This window comes from Daejeonella sp. (assembly GCF_030695525.1).
In the GTDB taxonomy this organism is placed as follows: domain Bacteria; phylum Bacteroidota; class Bacteroidia; order Sphingobacteriales; family Sphingobacteriaceae; genus Daejeonella.
The window spans coordinates 69,810-92,338 of the sequence record NZ_JAUYSS010000019.1; the positions used below are offsets into that span (position 1 = coordinate 69,810).

Sequence of the window (22,529 nt, forward strand, 5' to 3'; positions counted from 1 at the left end):
CCCAATGCATCATTTCCAATACTCGAAAAACTCCCCCGGCACTGCCTTTTGCAGCATGTATTGATAAATATACCTCACATTCTCCTGCGTGCTATGCCTTGCTTTTGAACCTCCCCAACCATGACGCTCACCAGGGTATAGCATAAATTCAAAATGCTTATTCAAATCCTGAAGTTTATCAATCAGCTGAATGCTGTTTTGCATGTGAACATTATCATCCATTGTGCCATGGACAATGCGAAGGCTACCTTTTAGCTTATCAGCATAGGTTAGGGGTGATGTGATCTTATAACCCTCGGGATTATTCTGAGGGGTTCCCATGAAGCGTTCAGTATAATGTGTATCGTATAGTGCCCAATCAGTTACTGAATAATTGGCAATGCCATGTGTAAACACATCAGCGCCATAGGTTAATGCCATGGCTGCCATGTATCCGCCAAAGCTTCCCCCTGTGATTCCAATTTTACTGCCGTCGACATAAGGTTTAGATTTAAGAAGAATGGCGGCATCCATATAATCTTCAATCTCATATTTACCCATTTTACGATAAATGAAATCCATCCCGGTCTTGCCCAAATGCCCTGAACTTCGGTTATCAATGGCTACCTGTATTACACCTTCTTTAGCCCACCAATAGGTCTGCCCAAGGGGACTGCCCCATTTGTCGAAAACCCTTCCTGCATCCGGTCCGCCATAGACTGAAATCCATACCGGATATTTTTTGGCTGGATCGAAGTTAAGTGGTAATATAACGGTCATTGGCAGTTCGAGCCCATCGCGGGTTTGATAATAGGAAAGTTCGGTCTTTGGCATTTTAAAGGAATCGTATGCCAAACCCTTCGCGTCGGCAAGCTCACGGATAACATTGCCTTTGGTATCCATCAAGGCAGATTTAGGCGGAGTAGTTAAATTTGAATAAGTTGTGATGAAGTGTTTTCCATCCGGTGCAAGGCTGATCTGATGATCGTAATTGCCAAATGTTAGCCTTTGCGGTTCTTCTGTTCCCCTCAAACTCACACGGTATAAATCGTTACGTGTTGAGTTTTCCTGCCTTGCAGTGAAATAAATCTCCTGGCCTCTTTCGTCAACCATCAGCAGCTCAGTTACCCGCCATGTACCGGAAGTAAGTTGTTTTTTCAGATTTCCTTCAAGACCATAGTAATAGAAGTGCCCCCAGCCGCTTTTATCGCTTTTTAAGATAAAACCCTGACCGTTCTTAAAAAAATACATGTTCTCAAACCAGTCGACCCAGGTATTCTGTTTTTCTTCGTAAATAACACTTTTAATACCGCTCTGAGGGTTTACACTATAAATGATCAGGTTATTCTGATCGCGGTTCATCCATTGCATCCAGAGGGTTTTACTATCGGCCATCCAGAATGGAGTTCCAAAATACTGATCCATTTTAGGATCAAAATCTGTCCAGACAATACCCTGGCTGCCGGCGGTGACAATGCCTGTTTTAACTTCCGGATTTTTGTCCCCCGCCTTCGGATATCTGGTGTTTTCAAGGAAACCATGCTGTCCTTTGGAGTTGTAAATTGGAAAAACCGGGACTTTGGAGTCGTCAAATCGCATAAAGGCAATTTTTTTACTGTCGGGACTCCACCAGAAGGCTTTGTATTTACTTGGTCTGCCGAGGATCTCCTCAAAATAGACCCATGATGCCCAACCGTTATAGATTACGTCAGAACCATCAGTAGTATAGCGGGTTTCGACATTGGTACTTATATCAATTGAGTAAAGATCATTATTACGGGTAAATGCTACCTGGGTTCCATCGGGCGATAGACTTGGGTTCTTCTCAACAAGGGTATCCTTTGTTAATTGCTTTTCAACACCCGCAGCACTTTTATAAAAAATATCTTTGTTTTTTACTGAAACCGAAGCTTCATTAACCTGTGCAGGAGCTGATGGAACGGCTTCTCCGCTACGTATATTGACAGTATAAGGTTTAGTTTGCTGCCCTTCTACCCGATATTCAATATAATGGGAATCATCTGTCCAGCCACGATAAGCTGGCATTGGGTTGAACAGATCCTTTGGGGGACTGCCAAAGACTTCCTTAAAATTCAGTTCCTTTAATTGTGCCTGCGTGGATGAGGATAAAAGCAGTAAGCTTAAAATAAGGGCATAAGATAGCTTAGTATTCATCTTTGAATGTTCAGAATATGTTGTAAATATTATTGATCTGTGGATATTATGCTGGTTAAAGGCATTTATTTAATCAAAGGTATGAAAATTGAGCTATTTTAGGATAATCATGAGGTTTAAGCTAATTCATGCTGATTGAAGAATCCCTGGTGTCCGGTCAAAAGGTTTTGTGCATCGACCATGAAGGTGGTCGTATATTTATAGAAAAGACATGAAAACCTTGTTCCCCGACCCAAGGGGTCGTATGTGTTTTTTTTCTATAAACATTTGACCCCTTCAGGGTCAGTATTTATAATTCCAAGTTGTAGGAGTAATCGTCATGACATTGAACCTGTAAGATTAAGCCAATCTGTCTTTTGTGATTGAAGAATAATGCTTTTTTTCTTCAGGGAGTGAATTTTATGTTATTTTAGGATATGGAACCCAATCTTACAAATTATAAAGACCTTCAGGATTTTGGAAATCTGGAACTGCTTTCAAGGCAGGTGGTTGAGGGTTTTATAACGGGTCTGCATAAAAGCCCTTTTCATGGTTTTTCGGTTGAATTTGCTGAACACAGGCTTTACAATACGGGGGATTCGGTAAAGAATGTAGATTGGAAACTCTTTGGGCGGACGGATAAATTATTTGTGAAGCGTTTTGAGGAAGAAACAAATTTGCGTTGTCAGGTTGTTCTGGATGTGTCATCTTCGATGTATTATCCCGAAATGGATTTTAACAAATTATTGTTTTCTGTTTATTCGGCAGCCTCTTTAATGTACCTGTTTAAAAAACAGCGGGATGCCTTTGGTCTCAGTCTATTCTCTGATAAACTGGAACTGACAACAGCAGCTAAATCTACTGCAGTACATCAAAAGTATTTGTTTTCAGAGCTCGAGAGTTTAATGAACAGAAAGGGCAGGGACAGTCGTACGGCTGTAGCATCTGCTTTGCACCAGATAGCAGAACTGATTCACAAGCGTTCTCTGGTTATTATTTTTAGTGATATGCTGGTCGGAGAATCTGAAGATGGCCTATCAGAGATATTTTCAGCCTTGCAGCATCTCAAACACAATAAACATGAGATAATTATCTTCAATGTCCTGGATCATAAAATGGAGATGGACTTTAATTTTGACAACCGTCCTTATCATTTTATCGATATTGAAAACGGAGAAGAGCTAAAAGTGCATCCCAATAATGTAAAGGAAGCTTATATAGCCGCTTTTGATACTTATCACAAAGAACTGAAACTGAAGTGTGCCCAGTATAAAATTGATCTGATTGATGCGGATATTCATGATGGCTTTTATCAGGTATTACATTCGTATTTGATTAAGAGATCTAAAATGAGTTGATAGTTGATAGTTGACAATTGACAGTTGATAATTGGAAATCAGGAATATAGAAAGACAAGTGTTTTGTTATAAATTATTGCTGTTACCTTATATTGAAAGCGGTCAGCGCGGGGACTTCAATGGTAAATAATTTCTTTCCAGCCTATCCGACTGTTTCCAGCCTAGCATGTAGCAAAGGCATCGAGCCCTGGCTCCTCCGTATTAATGACAAAGGTTAATAAATATATAATATGTTTATAGAACGTCTTCTGGCCAGAGTAGTATCTCTCCCTTTCAATTTTTTTCCGTCCCGAACCTTCGGGACAGCGGCGGGGTTTATTCGCTGAGGGTTTAATGTTTTTAAGGTGCTCATGGTCTCGTCGTTCCTCCTCGGCATTGTCCTTTTTTCCTGAAGAAAAAAGACTAGGCCTCCGCGGTTATGAGCGGAATAAACTACTTTAGCTGAATTTAATTTATGGGTTAGAGAATTTAAATTAAATTTTTATCGCACCTTGTTTAATTTAAATCATACTAATAGAAAAGAAACATGAAAAAAGTACTCCTCTTTTTAGCTGTATTTATATTAATGAGTTCTATGCAAATTCAAAAGCCTGTTAAGGTGATTTTTTTTGGTGATTCGATTACCCGTGCAGGTGTGACGCCGGGGGGATATATTACCCTGATGCAGGAAGCTTTACGCGGGAAAGTAAATCCTGAATATGAATTGATTGGTTCCGGTATTGGAGGGAATAAAGTATATGATCTGTTTCTTAGGTTTGAAGAAGATGTGCTCAGTAAAAAACCTGATGTTGTGGTGATGTATGTCGGCGTAAACGATGTATGGCATAAGCAAAGTTCGCAGACAGGTACCGACCCGGATAAGTTCATTGCATTTTATACCGCAATGATTAAAAAATTGCAGGCTTCAGGTATCAGGGTTATTGTTTGTACACCTGCCGCCATAGGAGAACGTACAGATTTCAGCAATGCGCAGGATGGGGATCTGAATCGCTACAGTACGATTATCCGCGAACTGGCACAGAAATACTCATGCGGCTTAGTTGACCTTAGAAAGGCATTTTTGGATTATAATCTTAAAAATAATCCTGATAATAAGGAATCAGGAATTTTGACAACAGACAGGGTGCATTTGAATCCGGCCGGGAACAAACTCCTTGCTGACCTGATGATCAAAGCATTATCCGAAAAATAATACAGGCTCCCGGTTTGATTCCGGAGCCTGTATTATTTTTTTATTATCTTCTTTTATTGCCGAAACGCCTTCTGGGGCTTCCGCTTGTTGCACCTCTAGCCGAATCAGAGGCAGGTTTTTTGCCCGAGCTTCCTTTCTTTTTAGTCGACTGACTGAAAATATGTGAAGCAGCACGCATATGATAAGGCTGATCTTCTGTAACAGGAATTTCCCGGCCAATCAGTTTCTGAATATCTTTCAGGTATTCCATTTCCTCTTCATCACAGAATGATAATGCGATGCCACTTGATCCTGCACGTCCTGTACGGCCGATGCGGTGCACATAAGTCTCCGGGACATTCGGTAATTCGTAATTGATCACATGCGAAAGCTCATCAATATCAATTCCTCTGGCTGCAATATCAGTTGCAATTAAGGCTTTGATTTGTCCGCTTTTGAAATTGGATAATGCTTTTTGGCGGGCATTCTGTGATTTATTTCCATGAATCGCTTCCGTCTTTATTCCGGCTTTAAGCAGATCCTTGGTAATCTTATCAGCACCATGTTTGGTACGGGTAAAGATCAGTGCAGATTTGATGCTTTTATCATTCAGCAGGTGGATCAACAACTTTTTCTTGTCACCTTTTTCTACGAAAAAGAGCGATTGATCAATTGTATCGGCAGTTGTTGAGGGTGGTGTAACCTCCACCTTTTCGGGGTCTACCAGAATCGTGTTCGCAAGTTTTTGAATTTCAGGCGGCATGGTGGCTGAGAAAAACAAGGTTTGGCGTTTCTGTGGGATCTTGGTGATGATTTTCTTTACATCGTGGATAAAGCCCATGTCCAGCATCCTGTCCGCTTCATCAAGTACAAAGATCTTGAGGTAATGTAAATGAACAAACTTCTGATTGATCAGGTCTAATAACCTTCCGGGAGTTGCAATGAGTATATCTATTCCTGATTTTAACGCAGATACCTGAGAACCCTGAGAAACACCTCCAAAGATGACTGCATGTTTCATGCCTGTATGGCGACCATATGCAGCAAAGCTTTCGCCGATTTGTATCGCAAGTTCACGTGTTGGGGTCAAAATAAGGCATTTGATTGCTCTTGGCCCTTTATCATATATTTTACCACCTTCAAGGATTTGAATAATCGGAATTGCGAAGGCAGCAGTCTTACCTGTGCCTGTTTGCGCACATCCCAAAAGATCTTTGCGTTCTAAAATGATTGGTATGGATTGTTCCTGAATAGGAGTAGGGGCAGTATAACCTTCTGTTTTTAAAGCCTTTAAAATAGGCTCAATAATATTTAATTCTTCGAATAACATGTAATGATTTTACATTGCTGGTAAAAATGCCGGCAATTTTATAATGCGGCAAAGGTACGGGTTTAAAATGATAATGTATCTCTCCTGATAATTGTAGTCTTTCAGGACTTGTATAAATCAAGTGCCTCTAATATTATGTTACAGGCTAGTTTAATCTCTTCTTCGGATATGATCAAGGGAGGAGCAATACGCATAGCAGTATCACAATGCAAAAACCAGTCGATGATGATGCCCTTGTCGGAGCAATAATTACTCACATATTCTACCTGCGCGAAAGTACTAAGTTGTATGCTCAGCATCAATCCTTTGCCCCGAACTTCTTTTATTTCGGAATGCTTCAGGTATTTTTTGAACAATGATTCTTTCGCAGCAACATCTTTAACCAGATTTTCCTCCAGAATCACTTCCAGATTGGCAAGGCCGGCTGCACAACTTACCGGGTGACCACCAAATGTGGTGATATGTCCAAGAATCGGGTTCTCTTTAAGAACAGACATAATATCATTGCTCGAAATAAATGCGCCAATAGGCATTCCTCCACCCATGCCTTTGGCAAGTAGAAGAATATCAGGTTTGATGTTAAAGTTCTCAAAACCAAAGAGTTTACCCGTACGGCCGAAACCTGTTTGAATTTCGTCCAGAATAAGCAGGGTGCCGGTCTGATCACATCGCTTGCGCAAAGCCTGCATATACTCAACATCAGGAACGCGAACACCTGCTTCTCCCTGAATTGTTTCGATAATGATGGCAGCTGTATCTGAGTTTATCTTCTCAAGATCAGCGACTTCATTAAATTCAATAAACCGTATTCCGGGCAGTAGCGGACGGTAGGCTTGTTTATAATATTCGTTACCCATCACACTAAGTGCTCCCTGGGTACTGCCATGGTAGGAGTTTTTGCAGGCTATAATTTCTGATCTGCCGGTAAAGCGCTTTGCCAGTTTCATTGCACCTTCTGTAGCTTCGCTACCTGAATTTACAAAATAGACAGAGCTCAGGGAATCAGGCAGGATGGAAGATAGTTTTTCTGCGAATTTAACCTGTGGCGATTGTACATACTCCCCATAAACGGTGAGGTGAAGGTATTTATCGGCCTGGTCTTTTATCGCCTGTACAACTCTTGGATGCCGGTGACCGATGTTGCTAACTGCAAATCCGGAAACCAAATCCATATAACCTTTCCCGGAATGGTCATAAAGATACATGCCTTCGGCCCTATCAATTTCAAGTAAACGGGGAAATGGCGATGTTTGAGCGGTATTTAACAGAAAAAGCTGACGCGGGCTAAGCATGTACAAAAATACATAAATAAAATGCAGTCAATTGATTGCCTGGAAAATTGCTTGAGAAAATATTTTCCAGTTCAGTCAAATTGTTGGGCACCAAGGGGAGGCCCTTGCTTGTCTGGACCAGGATTAGTTTGATTATTTTGATTGACTGATTTTCTCTTGTTTTAGAAAGCAGGGTCTCTGCCTCTTCGGTCCTGCCAATCCCGTGTTCTGCCCTGGTTTTTTGCAGCAGATTTAGTAGATATCATAAAATTCATTAAGCAAAAAAGCTAGAGCTGCCACCCGGGTTTATTTCAAATAGCAAATGGTCCTTTTGCCTGGCTGCCCTTCCCAATGAAAACAGTTCCAGGTAAAATAAACCTTGCCGGAGGAGGTAGCTTCCGGCTATTGGTAATTTGTATCAGGACCTTATTTCATGCCGGAACTACTCCGGAGGAAAGGGCTGAACTAGCCAATAAAACACAGGTATTGGTTTCAAAAATCAAATAATTTGGTTCCAGAGTCCTATATGACCGATAATGACGTTACTATTTTACCTTCCTTGTATCGAACTCGGTTAAATTTAAACTATTCCCTTCTCCGATGCTTCAACTGCTTGATCAGATGCTCTCTGAATTCACGCTCTGCCTGGTATAATAGCAGAACTTTTTCTGCAGGAATGGCCTTTAAATACAGTTTTTTATACTTTTTTTTCAAATCCAGCATCTTGCTTTCATAGCTTAGGTCCGCGTTGATTTTATCATTAGGAGCTATATCAGATTTCTGCCTGTCTTCCCTTCTCTTCTTCATGATCTCCATCAATTCTTTTTGATAATTATTATATACCGGCCAGAATTTTTGAGCTTCATCTGTATTCAAATCGAGTTTTTTGGTAATAAATGCGACTTTGATAGCCTCAATCCGTTCATAATGCTCACGACGGTCCTGAGCTATTAAGACTGTGTTCATTGTCAGAAACATTATTATACCCAAAACCCCATTCTTAACTAATCCTTTCATAATGTTGTGCTCTTAATATACTGTTCGATATCTTCTTCCGAAACATCAGCAGTTACCTGCTGAAGACCATCTTCACTAATATTTTCTATAATATATTGATTGTCATTCACTGTGCTGTGTATCTGCAGGTAATTGATAATATCTTGGTCAGGTACTTTTGATAACTGCTGATCAAAAATATAAACGGATGAATTAAAGTAAATGAATAGACCGATAACGAATAGAATGCTGGCAGCTGCAGAATAGCGCATCCATGATGGGAACAGTTTTTTCAGCTTTGCAGGTTCTTTCTTTTCCTCAATTCTTGAATTAATTCGTTCAGTCAGGTTCTTAAAATAGGCATCAGGGACTTTGAACCCTTCGCTAGGTGCCAGATCATGAATAGTTTCAATGGCTACACGATCTTCAATCCTCCCTGCTAAGTGATTAAAATAATTTTCTGGTAATTTAAACTCATTTTCATTCTCAAATCGAAAGGTTTCGAGCTTAGCCAGAGTATTCAGATTTTCATTTAAAGATTCAAAATAGGCAGAGGGCACAGTAAAGGGGTTCTCTCTGCTAATTTTAGCTAGCGTAGGAGCCTCTTTTACCCAATCCTTATCTGAATTCTCTGTTTTCATATTCCTTTGATACACCTGGGATAGAAAGGTTTAATCTGAATTTAATAATATCTGTTCAATTTTTTTTACTGCAATATGAAAAGAAGCCTTTAGCGCACCGACACTGGTCCCAAGAATTTCAGAGATCTCATCATATTTCAAATCATCAAAATATTTCATGTTAAACACCAACCTTTGTTTTTCAGGCAATGTCAATAAGGCTTTTTGAAGCTTTATCTGAGCCTTATCCCCATCAAAATAAGGACTGTCGGCGAGTGTTTCAGCCAAATCCAAACCGTTTGAATCATCTAAGGAAACGCTGTTTCTTATTTTTTTGCGGTTTAGAAAGGTGATGCTTTCATTGGTGGCTATGCGATAGATCCAGGTAAATAATTGTGAATCACTCCTGAAGTTTGCCAGGTTCTTCCAGACCTTAATGAATACATCCTGAACCAGGTCATCAGTATCATCATGGTCAATAACCAGCCTGCGGATATGCCAGTAAATCTTCTGCTGATATTTGTTCAGCAGAAGATTGAAGGCTTCGTGACGGGTTTTTTCCCTTGAAAATTTTTCTATAATTTCGGAATCCTCTACCTGCATATTTTTGTTGTTGGATTGGATTCCTAAACGCAGGGCAGTTATTTACGTTTAATTACCCTGTTTACCGCTTTGATAATATCCTCAGTATCCAAACCGTATTTTTTCATTAGTTGATCAGGAGTACCACTTTCTCCGAAACTATCGTTAACTGCAACGTATTCCTGCGGTACAGGATTGTTTCTGGTTAGCACCTGTGCAATACTGTCACCTAAACCACCATAACGGTTATGCTCTTCACAAGTAACAACACAACCAGTCTTGGCAACTGATTTTAAGACTGCAGCTTCATCCAAAGGTTTAATAGTGTGAATATTAATTATTTCAGCATTGATTCCTGCTTCTGCAAGCTTTTCACCGGCCTCAATTGCCTTCCATACCATATGGCCGGTGGCGAAAATACTAACGTCGGTTCCTTCATTGACCATCCATGCTTTCCCAATCTCGAATTTTTGATCCGGATCTGTAAAAACAGGTACCGCTGGTCTTCCGAACCTTAAATAAACCGGACCATGATGATCGGCAATAGCAATAGTTGCGGCCTTGGTTTGGTTATAATCACAAGGATTGATTACTACCATTCCGGGAAGCATTTTCATCATACCAATATCTTCGAGAATCTGATGGGTTGCACCATCTTCACCGAGTGTTAGTCCGGCATGTGAAGCACAAATTTTGACATTCTTGTCTGAATAGGCAATAGACTGTCTGATCTGGTCGTACACACGGCCGGTTGAGAAGTTGGCAAAAGTTCCCGTGTAAGGAATTTTACCCCCGATTGTTAAACCGGCTGCGATTCCCATCATATTAGCTTCTGCAATTCCGATCTGAAAAAATCGTTCAGGAAATTCCTTGATAAAAGCATCCATTTTTAATGATCCGATCAAATCGGCACATAAAGCGACTACTTTATCGTTCTTTTTTCCAACTTCCAGCAAACCTGCTCCAAAACCTGAACGGGTATCTTTTTTCTCGGTGTATGTGTATTTCTTCATATAACAAAGCAAAGGGCCTGAAATTTAGCAGGCGAAATTTTTTATTGTGTTTTTGTATGCAGATTAAGCTTTAGATATCCTTAATAATCACCTAAAGTTTCTTCCAATTGACCCAGGGCAAGTGCGAGCTGATCATCGTTAGGAGCAGAGCCATGCCATTTGTGAGTATGCATCATGAAGTCAACACCATTGCCCATCATAGTTTGCATCAGGATCATGATCGGCTTTCCTTTAAATGTTTTGCTGATTGCAAGATCAAGGACACGGACTACATCTGACATATCATTCCCGCTCATTTCAAGTACTTCCCATCCGAAAGACTCCCATTTGGCCCTTAAATTTCCTAAGGATAAAATGGCATCAGTTGGTCCGTCAATTTGCTGCCCGTTAACATCGACAGTGGATATCAGGTTGTCAATTTTATTATGGCTTGCATACATTGCTGCTTCCCAGGTCTGACCTTCCTGAAGTTCTCCATCGCCATGCAATGAAAAAACCAATCTGTTATCATTGTTTAACTTTTTAGCAATGGCAGCACCAATTGCTACCGACATACCCTGGCCTAAAGAGCCGGAAGCAACCCGTATTCCCGGTAATTTTTCGTGGGTGGCAGGGTGTCCCTGAAGTCTGGTATTGATTTTTCTGAACGTGGCCAGTTCTGATACTTCAAAATATCCTGAACGTGCCAGAACACTATACCATACTGGTGAGATATGTCCGTTTGAAAGAAAGAAAAGGTCTTCATCCTTTCCATCCATGTCAAATTTGGTATTATGCTTTAAGGTATGAAAGTACAGGGCCACTAAATAATCGGTACAGCCCAGTGAGCCGCCCGGATGGCCGGATTGGCAGGCATGAACCATTCTTAAAATATCACGTCGGACTTGTGAGGCAATTTTTGTTAATTTATCAATATCTGGAGTCATAATTTGTGCTTAATGGCCCTGCTAAAATAGCCATGTTCTTTGAAAGAGATGGATTATTTTGAAATTATTTGATTTTAAGAGTATTGTACAGTGGAATAAACCATTTTATTTAATTGCATCCAAAACCTGCGTGGATGAGTTTTTAGTATCAATCTTATCAATTATCTTACGAATCAGGCCATTTTTATCAATGATGAATGTTTTTCTTGCTACGCCCATGTATTTTTTACCGTACATGTTCTTTTCAACCCAAACCCCATAAGCTTCAACGATTTTTTTATCGGTATCGGCAATCAGAGAGAAGGGCAGGTTGTATTTTGTAATAAACTTCTGATGTGATTTTTCATCATCAGTGCTAACACCTAACACCTCAAAGCCTTCATTTAACAGGGACTGATAATTATCCCTGAAGCTGCATGCTTCGGCGGTGCATCCTGGAGTATCATCTTTAGGATAAAAATATAAGATCACATTTTTGCCTGAAAAATCACTCAGACTGATGTTTTTTCCAGTTTGGTCTTTTGCATTGAAATCAGGAGCTTTTTGCCCCTCTGTAAGTTCAATCATTTTAAATCTGCTTTATGGGGTAAAATTAACAAAATATATATTTTGATATAATAATTCTCTTTACCTGTAAAAAACAGCTCTGTAGTTTGTAAGATTATCTTTCATATCACTTACCGTCAATTCAAAATCGTTCTTACCCTTAGCTGTTAATTCGTCAAAAGTATACCAAATTGTGCCTGTCTTTGGCTCGTACTCCATCAGTACCCACTTTCCGTTAATCATTGCATTGAAGGTTTTTATTCCCGACAGATTATCAGAAATCCGGAACAATATTTTTGAAGTATTAAGCATAGATGCCCCATTGCTGATGTTTACCGGCACAATTCGGGGTGCCATCGTATCGGTCATAATGTAGAAGCTATCGAAATTACGAATTTCTGTTTTTACATAACCATTTACAAAAGTCCCTCCCTGTGATTTTTTTAATCTGTTTACAATCAGAGCTTTGCTTTGTAATTCCACAGGCAGACTATCATCGGCTTTTATTGCCAGACTAAGTGCACCGTTTAATGGCATTAAGCGGTTATGGACATGATGAATTAAAGAATACGCCCCGGCAGGCATGGGCGAATTTTTATAGGTAAAATTCAGATCATCATATAGCGTATTTAATGGAAGGTTAAGTTTAAGTCCGGCAGAATCGAACTCATTAACCTGATTAAATTTAAACCGCTTTCCTTCAGGAATTAGTGATGTTTTTACTGATGCCGGATTGTATCTTATTTTAAAATTAAGGACACTTTGGTTCCCCGCAATATCCTTTACGATGTATTGGGCATTGCGGATATTCTGATCCGTATAATTCAGAATGCCATTATTTATGACGTTTTTATAGATCTTTAATGAATTTCCGGGTTCAATAAAACTTTTCTGTATCCTTCTACCGGTAGCAATCATCGCCGGATAATCAATGTGAGAATTTATCCCCCGGGAATTTTCAAATGAAAATCTTTCCCAGACTGAGGAGTAAATCGTTTGATCATCAATCCGAAGTTCAATAGAATATGGGCCGTTACTATTTTCAGAAGCTGAGTTTTTGTCGGAACAGGCAATTCCGAGTCCGGATTCACCTCCGATAGTGACAACGGTTTGCGGGCTAAGCTGATAAGTGCCTGCAACACCACTTACAGGATAGGCTTGTTTTGGAGTTAGCTCACTAAATGGCTCGCCATTCAAATGATAGAGATACAATCCTGTAATCACAGGTTTAACCTGGTCGGGTATTCTGATTCCGAAAAGCTGAGGATTGATGGGGTCTTCAGTTTTTGTATCCCGGATCTCAAAATGCAGGTGTGGACCGCTGGAGCTGCCTGTATTTCCTGACCATGCAATTATTTCTCCTTTTTTTACAGGGATTTCAACGGAAAGTAATGGGAAATCGACATCGAACTTTTGCATCCGGTATTGATAATTTTTTAAGGTCATACTGATGCGATCATTGAAGTTTCTCAAATGCATGTAGACTGTGGTATAACCATTTGGATGGCTAATGTATAATGCATTCCCTCCGCCGCCAATCTGAACTCTTATTCTGGAAATATTGCCATCTGCACTTGCATAGACAGGATGTCCTTCCCTTTGATTAGTTTTAAGATCAAGGCCTGAGTGGAAATGATTGCTTCTTATCTCCCCGAAATTTCCTGCAATGATAGGGGGCAGGTCAAGTGGCCGTATAAAATAATTTTGCGGGTATTCGGGTAAAACTGTGTTCTGAGCATTGGCTAATTGACATAATACGGTCAGGAGGGATAAAGAAAACAAGAATTTAAGCATAGAAATAGGATTACTAACGGATATAAAAATCGAGCAATTTTTCATCCTCCAGATAACCGCATAGATGATCGCCAATAGTTACTTTACCTACACCCTTCGGAGTGCCGGTAAAAATCAGGTCACCCTTTTTCAGAGTGATATACTGAGAAACAAAAGCTATTATATATTCAAACGAAAAAAGAAGGTCTTTAGTGTTGCCTTCCTGAACAGTATTGTCATTAAGGTCGAGTCTGATTTTGAGATTGTTCAAGTCTTTGAACGATGATTTTGGGATAAAATTGCTGACTGGTGCTGAATTGTCGAAAGATTTAGCCAGTTCCCATGGGAGGCCTTTTTCTTTATGTTTTTGTTGAATATCCCTGGCTGTGAAATCAATGCCCAGACCGATCTCCTCAAAGTAAGAACCGGCAAATTTTTGAGAAATATGTTTACCTTCTTTTGATATTTTTAGCACAAGCTCTATCTCGTGATGAATATCATTTGAGAATTCAGGATGATAAAACGGTTTATTGTCTTTGAGAACCGCAGTGTCCGGTTTCATGAATATTACAGGTACTTTAGGTACAGGATTATTTAGTTCTTTGGCATGCTCGGCATAATTACGCCCTATAGCGATTATCTTCATCCAGCGAATATAAACATACAGAATTTAAGATGTGGAAAAAGGTATGGAATTTACAATACGGAAATCCGTTTGGTAATGATTTCACTACCTACACTTACACGAATAAAATAGAATCCACTGCTGATTCTTGAAGAAATACTGAATGTATTACTGTGTTCACCGATAGTCTGTCTCTCTGAGAAGAGTGTTGTTATTTCATTGCCCAATACATCCATGATTCTGATGGTTACATTGGAATCCTTGCTAATTGAATAGGTCATATTGAGGTACTCAGATACTGGGTTTGGATAAACCTTCACGTTAGCCAGGATTTTATCCCCTGGAAATGGGGTTTTAGGACCCGACATAATTTTGTTCTGTGCCTGGAGTTTTTCTTTGGATGGATTGAATGGTGTAAAACTTAATTTGACATTAGCTTTGGGTTCTGCAGGTTTATTAAGCCTTGTATCAGTAATCTTGGTGATTACTTTTGGCTTGGTTTTCAGGGAATCTGCTTGTGATGCCTGAGAAAATGCAAAATTATATGCATAGCTATTCAGGGACATTGTTATGCCTAAAGCTACGAATACAATTAATGTTCTCAGGTAAGAGTTTATCATACGCAAAATAGATGATGGTATAAATATAAGGCATATTAATGTATACCCATAGTTAGCATGCTTTTTTTTAACAATTTTTAACTAAAATTTCTTTTTATACGCTTATCTGTTTGAAATGTTAGTATAAAATTAAAATAAATATGACAAAAAATCAACATTCTTGTTTTGGTAATAAGAATTTGATTTTATGATGTACTTTTGTCATCTAAATTTTTCGAAGTGTCGAATTTAAAAAATCTACATAAGCTCTCTGCAGCAGGTTTATTAATCAGTCTGGGCATTATTTACGGCGATATTGGAACTTCCCCATTATACGTTTTTAAGGCGATTGTAGCAGACCGAATAATAACCAGCGAATTAATATTGGGAGGGCTGTCCTGTATATTCTGGACCTTAACTCTGCAGACGACAATAAAATATGTAATAATTACGTTGCGCGCCGACAACAAAGGTGAGGGAGGAATCCTTTCCCTCTTTTCGCTGGTAAAAAAGAAGGGGAAATGGTTGGTAATTCCGGCAATGATTGGGGGCTCTGCCTTGCTGGCAGATGGGATGATTACCCCTCCAATTACAGTTTCTGCGGCAATCGAGGGTTTAAGAATATTTTATGCGGATATTCCAACAGTACCGATAGTGATTGCTATTATTTCTTTATTGTTTTTAATACAGCAATTCGGGACTTTTATTGTAGGTAAGGCTTTTGGTCCCATCATGTTTGTATGGTTTACAATGATGGCAGTTTTGGGTAGTATTTATTTATTTCAATTTCCGGAGATTCTAAAAGCTATCAATCCTTATTATGCCTATTCCCTGTTGTCATCTAACCCCAATGCCTTGTTTATTTTGGGTGCCGTATTCCTTTGTACAACCGGAGCAGAGGCTTTGTATTCAGATTTGGGTCATTGTGGTCGTTCAAATATTCGTATTAGTTGGATTTATGTTAAGACCTGTTTATTACTGAACTATTTTGGCCAGGGAGTTTGGTTATGGCAGCATCAGGGTAGCCGCTTAGTGCCAGGTGATAACCCGTTTTTCAGCATTATGCCAGAGTGGTTTCTTATCGCGGGTATCAGCATAGCAACTGCAGCTGCAATTATAGCCAGTCAGGCAATGATCTCCGGTTCGTTTACGCTGATCTCTGAGGCCGTAAGGCTTAATTTATGGCCAAAGGTCAAAATTAATTACCCAAGTAATCAAAAGGGGCAATTGTATGTGCCCTCAATCAATATTTTACTATGGATTGGCTGTATTGTGGTAGTTTTGATTTTCCGTGAATCCCAGAATATGGAAGGTGCATATGGCTTAGCCATCAATCTGACCTTCCTGATGACCACCATTCTGGTTGCAACATTTCTGAAACGGAAGAAATTTCCGAATTATATCATTGTTATTTTCGTGACCATATACGGGCTTATTGAGATAGGGTTCTTAGTTGCAAATATGGCTAAGTTCCTTCACGGAGGCTGGTTTACCCTCTTGCTGGCGTCCTTCCTGTTGTCTATTATGTGGGCATGGTACTCTGCAAGAAAGATAAAAAACCGTTTTGTAAAATTCGTGGAGATTGATTCTTATTATCCTATTTTGAAAGAGTTGAGTGAAGATGAATCTGTACCTAAATATGCTTCTCAACTGGTTTATTTGACCAGTTCTAATTTTAATTCGGAAATCGAATCTAAAATTATGTATTCAATTCTTCAGAAGCAGCCTAAACGAGCTGACGTTTATTGGCTGGTACACGTTGATGTTACAGATGAACCTTTTACAAGGGATTATAAAGTCGAGTTTCTGGTGCCAAATAAACTGATCCGAATCGATTTTAAACTGGGCTTTAGGGTTGAGCAACAAATTAATGTTCTATTCAGGAAGGTTGTTGAAGAATTGGTAAGAAACAATGAGGTTGATATCACCAGTAAGTACACTTCCCTGAACAAATACAAAATCATTGGTGATTTCAGATTTGTTGTTTTAGAAAAAGTCTTATCACGTTCAAATGTGTTAAGCTTTATAGATAAGTTCATCATGGACTATTATTTCATTCTGAAGAAATTCTCGCTTTCAGAAGAACGTGGGTTCGGGTTGGATATTAGTTTTGTTACGATCGAGCGGGTACCTCTGATTATTTCTACTCAGGATACCAGTGAGTTGACAAGATTGGAATTAGATCATCGGGATTCTTAATGAGACAAAAGACTTTTAAAATCAGCATTCAAAAGCAGTTTTAATTTTGAAATCCATTAAAGGATAAAAAAGGCAATTTTCAACTCGAGAATTGCCTTTTTTATTTATTTTGTCAGAAAAAACTCAATTTCCAGTTAAATCCGAAAATTCCTTATACCTCTGCCGCTTGATCTGTTTTATTCAGATTGCTTTTGTGATAGCTGTATGAAAAGTAGATAAGCAAACCCAGTGCGAGCCAGATTAGAAAACGGATCCAGTTGGTATATCCCAGTTCAGTCATCAGATATAAGCAACTCAGCATTCCCAAAACTGGTATAAGGGATAAATTTTTTCTGAAAGAGAGTACAGCCATAATTATAGCTGCCAGAATAAACAGGAAATAAGGTAATTTATCCTTGTATTCATGCCAATCTCCACTATAATCAAACAGAGAGAGAATAGGTTCTTTGAAACTTATGAAAATGATAATTAGCAGAGAGGGAACAATATATTTCGAATTAACATATGGAATACGGAAGCGTTTACGGTTCGAATCATTTATTTCTTCTTTGGGTAACAACAGTACCCCCGCACATACAAGTACAAAGGCAAAAAGAGTACCGATGCTGGTAAGGTCAGTAACTTCAGTAAGGTTCATGAATAAAGCTGGTACTGAAACGACGATACCCGTGATTAACGTGGCAAACCAAGGGGTCTTGTATTTTGGATGAATACTTGAAAACTTCTTTGGTAATAATCCATCCCGGCTCATGCTCATCCAGATACGGGGCTGGCCCATCTGAAATATCAGTAATACACTTGCTGTCGCAATTACTGCACTAATTGAAATAATATAACTGATATTAACCAGTCCGACATTTTTGAAGACAAATGCCAATGGATCTTCAACCTGCAGCTCTTTATAGTTCACCATTCCGGTTAATACCAAGGCTACCAGAATATACAAAACGGTACAGATGATTAATGAGTAAATCATGCCTTTGGGCAAATCCCGCTGTGGGTTTTTACATTCTTCGGCTGTTGTAGAAATGGCATCAAAGCCAATATATGCAAAGAAAACCCCCGAAACCCCTTTCATCATGCCTTCAAAACCATTTGGTAAAAATGGATCCCAGTTTGCCGGTTGTACATAGAAAAATCCAAGTACAATTACTCCGATTACGACAGCAACTTTCAGGAAAACCATTGCATTAGTTGCTCTTTTCGTCTCCCGGATACCGATGTAAACCAGATAAGTTATCAGAAAAACGATGCCCAGTGCCGGTATATCTGCTACGAATTTTAAATTGCCTGATCCGGGTGCCGTTTCCCATGCACCGGCAGCATATTGAACCTTTGCACTGATCCCGCTCAGATCTGTTCCGGCTGCGAGCACTTCCTTGTATGCCCTGAAAGCAGAAAGATAATCCATGGTCAGATATGCGGGTACATGGATATTGAAACCCTCAAGCAGATTGGTGAAATATTCACTCCATGAAATTGCAACCGCAATATTGCCAATGGCATACTCCATAAGTAGATCCCATCCGATTATCCAGGCGACTAGCTCTCCGAATGAAGCATAAGCATATGTGTAAGCACTTCCTGCAACAGGGATTCTTGATGCAAATTCTGCATAGCATAATGCCGAAAATCCGCAGGTAATGGCTGTGATCACAAACAGGATACTTACCCCGGGTCCTCCATGGAAGGCTGCATTCCCAATTGTAGAAAATATGCCGGCACCAATCACTGCAGCAATACCCATCAGGGTAAGGTCTTTAACTGATAGAACTCTTCTTAACTGTTGATCTTCGATTTCTGAATCAGAAAATCCCGCCTGACGGTCTTTCATGATCAGCTCAATAGATTTCTTTCTAAAAAGGTTTCTTGACATATTGTCGTTCAATTAGATTGGTTTAGCAATCAAACATAAAAATTATTTAGTTTTGAATTCGTTTTCGAACTAAATAATGAAGAAAAGACTCTCCGAAATCCTTTATCCTCAGCGGTACTTTCTGATCCCGTTTTTATTCATGCTTCTGATTGGTTTTATTTTGATGCTGCTTAATTCTAAAGCCGAGCTGTTTTTATGGACCAACAGACATCATAACAGTTATTTTGATGAGCTTTTTAAGTTAATCACCTTTTTTGGTGATGGCTTAATGACAGTTTTGGTTGTTTTGATTTTACTATTCTTTAAATTTCGTTATGCAGTACTTGCCGCTATTGCATTTGCCTATAGTTCTATCGTAATCCAGCTACTTAAACATTTGTTCAAGGCCCCAAGACCGGTTAAATATTTCGAGGATATCATACCAATCCGAACTATTGAAAACTATCCGGTCTATGAGTGGAACAGTTTCCCCTCCGGACACACTGCGTCTGTATTTACCCTTGCCGTGGTATTAAGTTATTTGCTCCCCCATAGGAGACGCCATTGGATCATCATTCCACTGGCTACCCTCACCGCATTTTCAAGGGTATATCTTGCCCAGCATTTCCTGGAAGACGTAATTGCGGGGTCTATCATTGCTGTATTTATGACATTTCATCTGATATGGTGGCTTGAAAACAGCAAATGGTACCATTCGGCCAGTTTAGAAGGGAGGTTATTTGGAAAAGCTTAATCTGAAAACTAAGGGATTTCTCTTATTTATAATCAGTTTGGTCCTCCTTCTGCAGAATCTCGATAAACCAATGATTTATATTCTTGATGAAGCTAAGAATGCAGAATGTGCCCGTGAGATGCTGGTTTCTGGCAATTATATTATGCCTTATTTTAACGGGCAGTTAAGAACCGATAAACCTCCTCTGCATTACTTTTTTATGGCAATGTCTTATAAGGTGTTCGGAGTATCAGCATTCAGCGCCCGGTTTTTCTCTGCCATATTTGGGGCTTTAACTATCCTGATCAGTTTTCTGTTCTGCAGAAGATATTTGGGTGAGAAGGCAGGCTGGCTCACTGCATTGGTCTTAATATCCTCCTTGCATTTTAATTTTCAGATGCGGATGTCAGTACCTGATCCCTATCTAATATTCTTTATGACTGCCAGTTTTATGTGCTTTTATAACTTCCTCATCGATAAGAAAAAGTTTTGGATATTACTGATGTATTTATGCTTTGGACTGGGCTTACTGACCAAGGGGCCAATAGCTGTGGCATTACCGGGTTTAATTATGCTGACATTCCTTCTTTGGACTAAAAGATTGAACTGGGTTTGGATGCGTTTATTTCAAATTCCTGCCGGGATAATTATAGTGCTGTTGATTTCCTTGCCCTGGTATTGGCTAAATTATCTGGCTAGTGATGGGCTCTGGACCGAAGGTTTCTTTTTTAAACATAACCTGCAAAGGTTCTCAGACACTATGGAAGGGCATGGAGGATTTTTTCTTTTGCCTCTGATTATGGTGATCGCGGGTTTACTTCCTTTGGGAATTTTTTGTATCCAGGCGATGTTCCTGGCATGGAAACAGCGGGAAAATGAGATTTTATTGTATTCCCTTAGCATTGTTTTGGGTATCATTATCTTTTTCTCATTTTCACAGACCAAGTTGCCGAATTATACAGCTCCGTCATATCCTTTCATTGCAATCCTGCTTGGGTTTTTGTTGTCGGAACTTGAGGGCATGAAAGTGTCTATGAAAAAAATAAAATTGGCTTATGTTTTTTATACGATCATTGCGTTTGTTTTACCGTTTGTAGTTTATTTCGTACTAAAGGCTGATAAGAGTGTTCAGGATGCTGCAGGTGTCTGGGTATGGTTTCTTCCTTTACCGCTTGGAGCAGTGTTTGGCTGGTATTTTATCAGAAAGAATGAACTCAATAAATTCATTTTTAGTATGGCCTTCTCATTTATCCTGAGCAATTTTCTTTTTTTTGCGAAAGCTTATCCCAGGGTATATGGAATTAATCCCGTCGCAGGATCATTAGAGCTACTTAAAAATAAACCGGATCTGGTTTACTACAAAATGATGAATTCTGCCTATGTTTTTAACATGCAGCGACTGGTACCTGCAATTCATAGTCAGGATAGCCTCAGCTTATTTCTCAACGAGCATCCGGATGTTTTGGTGATTTCCCGGAAACAATTTGAGAAAGAGTTAGAGGCGGCAGGCAACCTGGTTCCGGTTTTTGAACAGAAAGACACCTTCGAAAATCCAGTTACTGTTATTTATAAGTCGGGTCGCTGAGCATTTTTTAACACAATTCTTAGCGTATTCAATCCGATTCCCAATAACACTATGAGGATCAGCAAAATCAAATATTGAGAATTGTCAGGGCTGTCAGAATTGGGGTTGTGGCTGGTAAACTGGTCAGAGCTGCCTATAATTTCGTTGATTTCAATGGAATTAAAGAATTTTTCACGCTCAGGAACAGCATATTCCTTATGAATGTCCTGATATAGAAATTCAAAAGTATAGGTAGCCGCATTGGCATGTAGTATTCTAAAATCCCTAAAAAGAACCCCGCTGCCCGTATCAATCTGCAGTGTAAAATCTTTAACTTTTAATCCGCCTACCAGCTTGTTTTTTTCACCGGTAATAATACCGGATTTTGAGGATTGCCTGACACTTTTTAGGTAATTATCATAATACTGACCCAGATGCCTCTCTTTTTCAATGTCGGGGGTTATTTGCGGATCGTCAGGGACTTTGAAAATTAATATTGTTCCAAATGAACTTCTGGCCAACAGATTAAACTGCTTACTGCTTTCAGTTTTGGTAAAACCTTTAGGAAGCCGGACGGAAACAGCACTGTCAATCCGGAAGGTATCCCAGGTTTGAGACAGGGATAAGAGAGGAATCAAAAATATAGTGAGCAGTATGAATAACTTTTTCATACTGATAGAAATACAAAAAGTGTGCTAAATTTGGTTTCTCTAAATTTATATTCCAAAAGGAAGACCTGAATTATCCCTGATTATCCATGACGAATACCGTTCCAGCAATACGTTCATGGTGCCAAAGAAGGCATTCTGGCAATACCTGCATTGCCACCAAATTTAAAAACGAGGATATCCGTACCAAAGAACTCGGCTTGACCGAAGACGAACTGGCTTTTTACGATTTACTATCTGGAAATGAAAAAATCATCAACCAGACAGGACCTATTCAGGATTTGGTGCACCGCGTAGTGGCATTAGTAAAGAAAAACCTCCAGCTCGACTGGACCAAAAAGGAAGATGCCCGTTCAGCTATTCGCCTGGCTGTTAAAAAGGAATTAAGATGTAAAGTTGAATTTTCGGAACAGGATAATTTACTGAAGGAGGTGCTGGAGCAGGTGGAGGGGCAGTACAGGGATTGGCTGGTGTTGGGCTGAGGTAAAAGTAGCTGGTGTTGCTTACACAATTCATTTTGATGTCTGATTCCCCGAATGTTGAAATCTTGAGTGATGATGCAAGCCG

At 39.5% G+C, this 22,529-nt stretch carries 21 protein-coding genes; 7 read left to right on the forward strand and 14 right to left on the reverse strand.

Annotated features, from left to right (window positions below):
* Positions 1-9: 9 nt before the first annotated feature.
* Positions 10-2,154: a S9 family peptidase gene (locus Q8S11_RS03970; protein WP_305660770.1), complete on the reverse strand. Its 2,145-nt coding sequence runs from the start codon at positions 2,152-2,154 to the stop codon at positions 10-12.
* Between the two features lie 416 nt (positions 2,155-2,570).
* Between Q8S11_RS03970 and Q8S11_RS03975 the strand changes: the two genes are divergently transcribed.
* Both Q8S11_RS03975 and Q8S11_RS03980 read left to right on the forward strand, forming a co-directional pair.
* Positions 2,571-3,491 carry a DUF58 domain-containing protein gene (locus Q8S11_RS03975; protein WP_305660771.1) on the forward strand — a complete coding sequence of 307 codons (921 nt, stop codon included), beginning with the start codon at positions 2,571-2,573 and terminating at the stop codon, positions 3,489-3,491.
* A 526-nt stretch (positions 3,492-4,017) separates the two neighbouring features.
* Positions 4,018-4,683, forward strand: a complete 666-nt coding sequence (locus Q8S11_RS03980; RefSeq protein ID WP_305660772.1) for an SGNH/GDSL hydrolase family protein — start codon at positions 4,018-4,020, stop codon at positions 4,681-4,683.
* A gap of 43 nt (positions 4,684-4,726) precedes the next feature.
* Here Q8S11_RS03980 and Q8S11_RS03985 read toward each other — a convergent pair whose 3' ends face one another.
* Both Q8S11_RS03985 and Q8S11_RS03990 read right to left on the reverse strand, forming a co-directional pair.
* A complete protein-coding gene (locus Q8S11_RS03985) occupies positions 4,727-5,992 on the reverse strand; it encodes a DEAD/DEAH box helicase (protein WP_305660773.1) in 1,266 nt (421 codons plus the stop codon).
* 101 nt (positions 5,993-6,093) lie between these two features.
* A complete protein-coding gene (locus tag Q8S11_RS03990) occupies positions 6,094-7,284 on the reverse strand; it encodes an aspartate aminotransferase family protein (RefSeq protein WP_305660774.1) in 1,191 nt (396 codons plus the stop codon).
* Between the two features lie 330 nt (positions 7,285-7,614).
* On the opposite strand from Q8S11_RS03990, the gene Q8S11_RS03995 reads away from it, so the two are divergent.
* Positions 7,615-7,770 (forward strand): hypothetical protein, encoded by a 156-nt coding sequence (locus Q8S11_RS03995; protein WP_305660775.1) that lies wholly within the window; start codon positions 7,615-7,617, stop codon positions 7,768-7,770.
* Between the two features lie 78 nt (positions 7,771-7,848).
* On the opposite strand, the gene Q8S11_RS04000 is transcribed toward Q8S11_RS03995, so the two are convergent.
* The 9 genes from Q8S11_RS04000 to Q8S11_RS04040 all read right to left on the reverse strand — a co-directional run bounded on the left by Q8S11_RS04000 (position 7,849) and on the right by Q8S11_RS04040 (position 14,964).
* Complete coding sequence (locus Q8S11_RS04000; protein WP_305660776.1) at positions 7,849-8,229, reverse strand: hypothetical protein; 381 nt, start codon at positions 8,227-8,229, stop codon at positions 7,849-7,851.
* A 47-nt stretch (positions 8,230-8,276) separates the two neighbouring features.
* Positions 8,277-8,900, reverse strand: coding sequence for a hypothetical protein (locus Q8S11_RS04005; RefSeq protein WP_305660777.1), 624 nt, complete (start codon positions 8,898-8,900; stop codon positions 8,277-8,279).
* 30 nt (positions 8,901-8,930) lie between these two features.
* Complete coding sequence (locus Q8S11_RS04010) at positions 8,931-9,482, reverse strand: RNA polymerase sigma factor (protein WP_305660778.1); 552 nt, start codon at positions 9,480-9,482, stop codon at positions 8,931-8,933.
* Positions 9,483-9,520: 38 nt separating this feature from the next.
* Complete coding sequence (locus tag Q8S11_RS04015; protein WP_305660779.1) at positions 9,521-10,474, reverse strand: transketolase family protein; 954 nt, start codon at positions 10,472-10,474, stop codon at positions 9,521-9,523.
* An 80-nt stretch (positions 10,475-10,554) separates the two neighbouring features.
* Positions 10,555-11,400 carry a transketolase gene (locus Q8S11_RS04020; RefSeq protein ID WP_305660780.1) on the reverse strand — a complete coding sequence of 282 codons (846 nt, stop codon included), beginning with the start codon at positions 11,398-11,400 and terminating at the stop codon, positions 10,555-10,557.
* Positions 11,401-11,505: 105 nt separating this feature from the next.
* Positions 11,506-11,967, reverse strand: a complete 462-nt coding sequence (gene bcp, locus Q8S11_RS04025) for a thioredoxin-dependent thiol peroxidase (protein WP_305660781.1) — start codon at positions 11,965-11,967, stop codon at positions 11,506-11,508.
* Positions 11,968-12,027: 60 nt separating this feature from the next.
* Entirely contained in the window at positions 12,028-13,740 is a 1,713-nt protein-coding gene (locus tag Q8S11_RS04030; protein WP_305660782.1) for a M23 family metallopeptidase, read from the reverse strand.
* 13 nt (positions 13,741-13,753) lie between these two features.
* A complete protein-coding gene (locus tag Q8S11_RS04035; protein WP_305660783.1) occupies positions 13,754-14,365 on the reverse strand; it encodes a fumarylacetoacetate hydrolase family protein in 612 nt (203 codons plus the stop codon).
* A 50-nt stretch (positions 14,366-14,415) separates the two neighbouring features.
* Positions 14,416-14,964 (reverse strand): T9SS type A sorting domain-containing protein, encoded by a 549-nt coding sequence (locus Q8S11_RS04040; protein ID WP_305660784.1) that lies wholly within the window; start codon positions 14,962-14,964, stop codon positions 14,416-14,418.
* A gap of 219 nt (positions 14,965-15,183) precedes the next feature.
* Here Q8S11_RS04040 and Q8S11_RS04045 point away from each other — a divergent pair, with 219 nt between their 5' ends.
* Entirely contained in the window at positions 15,184-17,142 is a 1,959-nt protein-coding gene (locus tag Q8S11_RS04045; protein ID WP_305660785.1) for a KUP/HAK/KT family potassium transporter, read from the forward strand.
* A 151-nt stretch (positions 17,143-17,293) separates the two neighbouring features.
* Here the strand turns inward: Q8S11_RS04045 and Q8S11_RS04050 are convergent, their stop codons facing one another.
* Positions 17,294-19,018, reverse strand: coding sequence for an APC family permease (locus tag Q8S11_RS04050; protein WP_305660786.1), 1,725 nt, complete (start codon positions 19,016-19,018; stop codon positions 17,294-17,296).
* A gap of 76 nt (positions 19,019-19,094) precedes the next feature.
* On the opposite strand from Q8S11_RS04050, the gene Q8S11_RS04055 reads away from it, so the two are divergent.
* Together Q8S11_RS04055 and Q8S11_RS04060 are read left to right on the forward strand one after the other, a co-directional pair.
* On the forward strand, positions 19,095-19,751 hold the full coding sequence (locus tag Q8S11_RS04055) for a phosphatase PAP2 family protein (RefSeq protein WP_305660787.1): 657 nt from the start codon (positions 19,095-19,097) through the stop codon (positions 19,749-19,751).
* Positions 19,738-21,315, forward strand: coding sequence for a glycosyltransferase family 39 protein (locus tag Q8S11_RS04060; RefSeq protein WP_305660788.1), 1,578 nt, complete (start codon positions 19,738-19,740; stop codon positions 21,313-21,315). The genes Q8S11_RS04055 and Q8S11_RS04060 overlap by 14 nt, the downstream gene beginning before the upstream one ends.
* On the opposite strand, the gene Q8S11_RS04065 is transcribed toward Q8S11_RS04060, so the two are convergent.
* Positions 21,297-21,965: a hypothetical protein gene (locus tag Q8S11_RS04065; protein ID WP_305660789.1), complete on the reverse strand. Its 669-nt coding sequence runs from the start codon at positions 21,963-21,965 to the stop codon at positions 21,297-21,299. The genes Q8S11_RS04060 and Q8S11_RS04065 overlap by 19 nt on opposite strands.
* Before the next feature lie 86 nt (positions 21,966-22,051).
* Between Q8S11_RS04065 and Q8S11_RS04070 the strand changes: the two genes are divergently transcribed.
* Positions 22,052-22,444, forward strand: a complete 393-nt coding sequence (locus Q8S11_RS04070; protein WP_305660790.1) for a type I restriction enzyme endonuclease domain-containing protein — start codon at positions 22,052-22,054, stop codon at positions 22,442-22,444.
* The last annotated feature ends 85 nt before the right edge of the window (positions 22,445-22,529 follow it).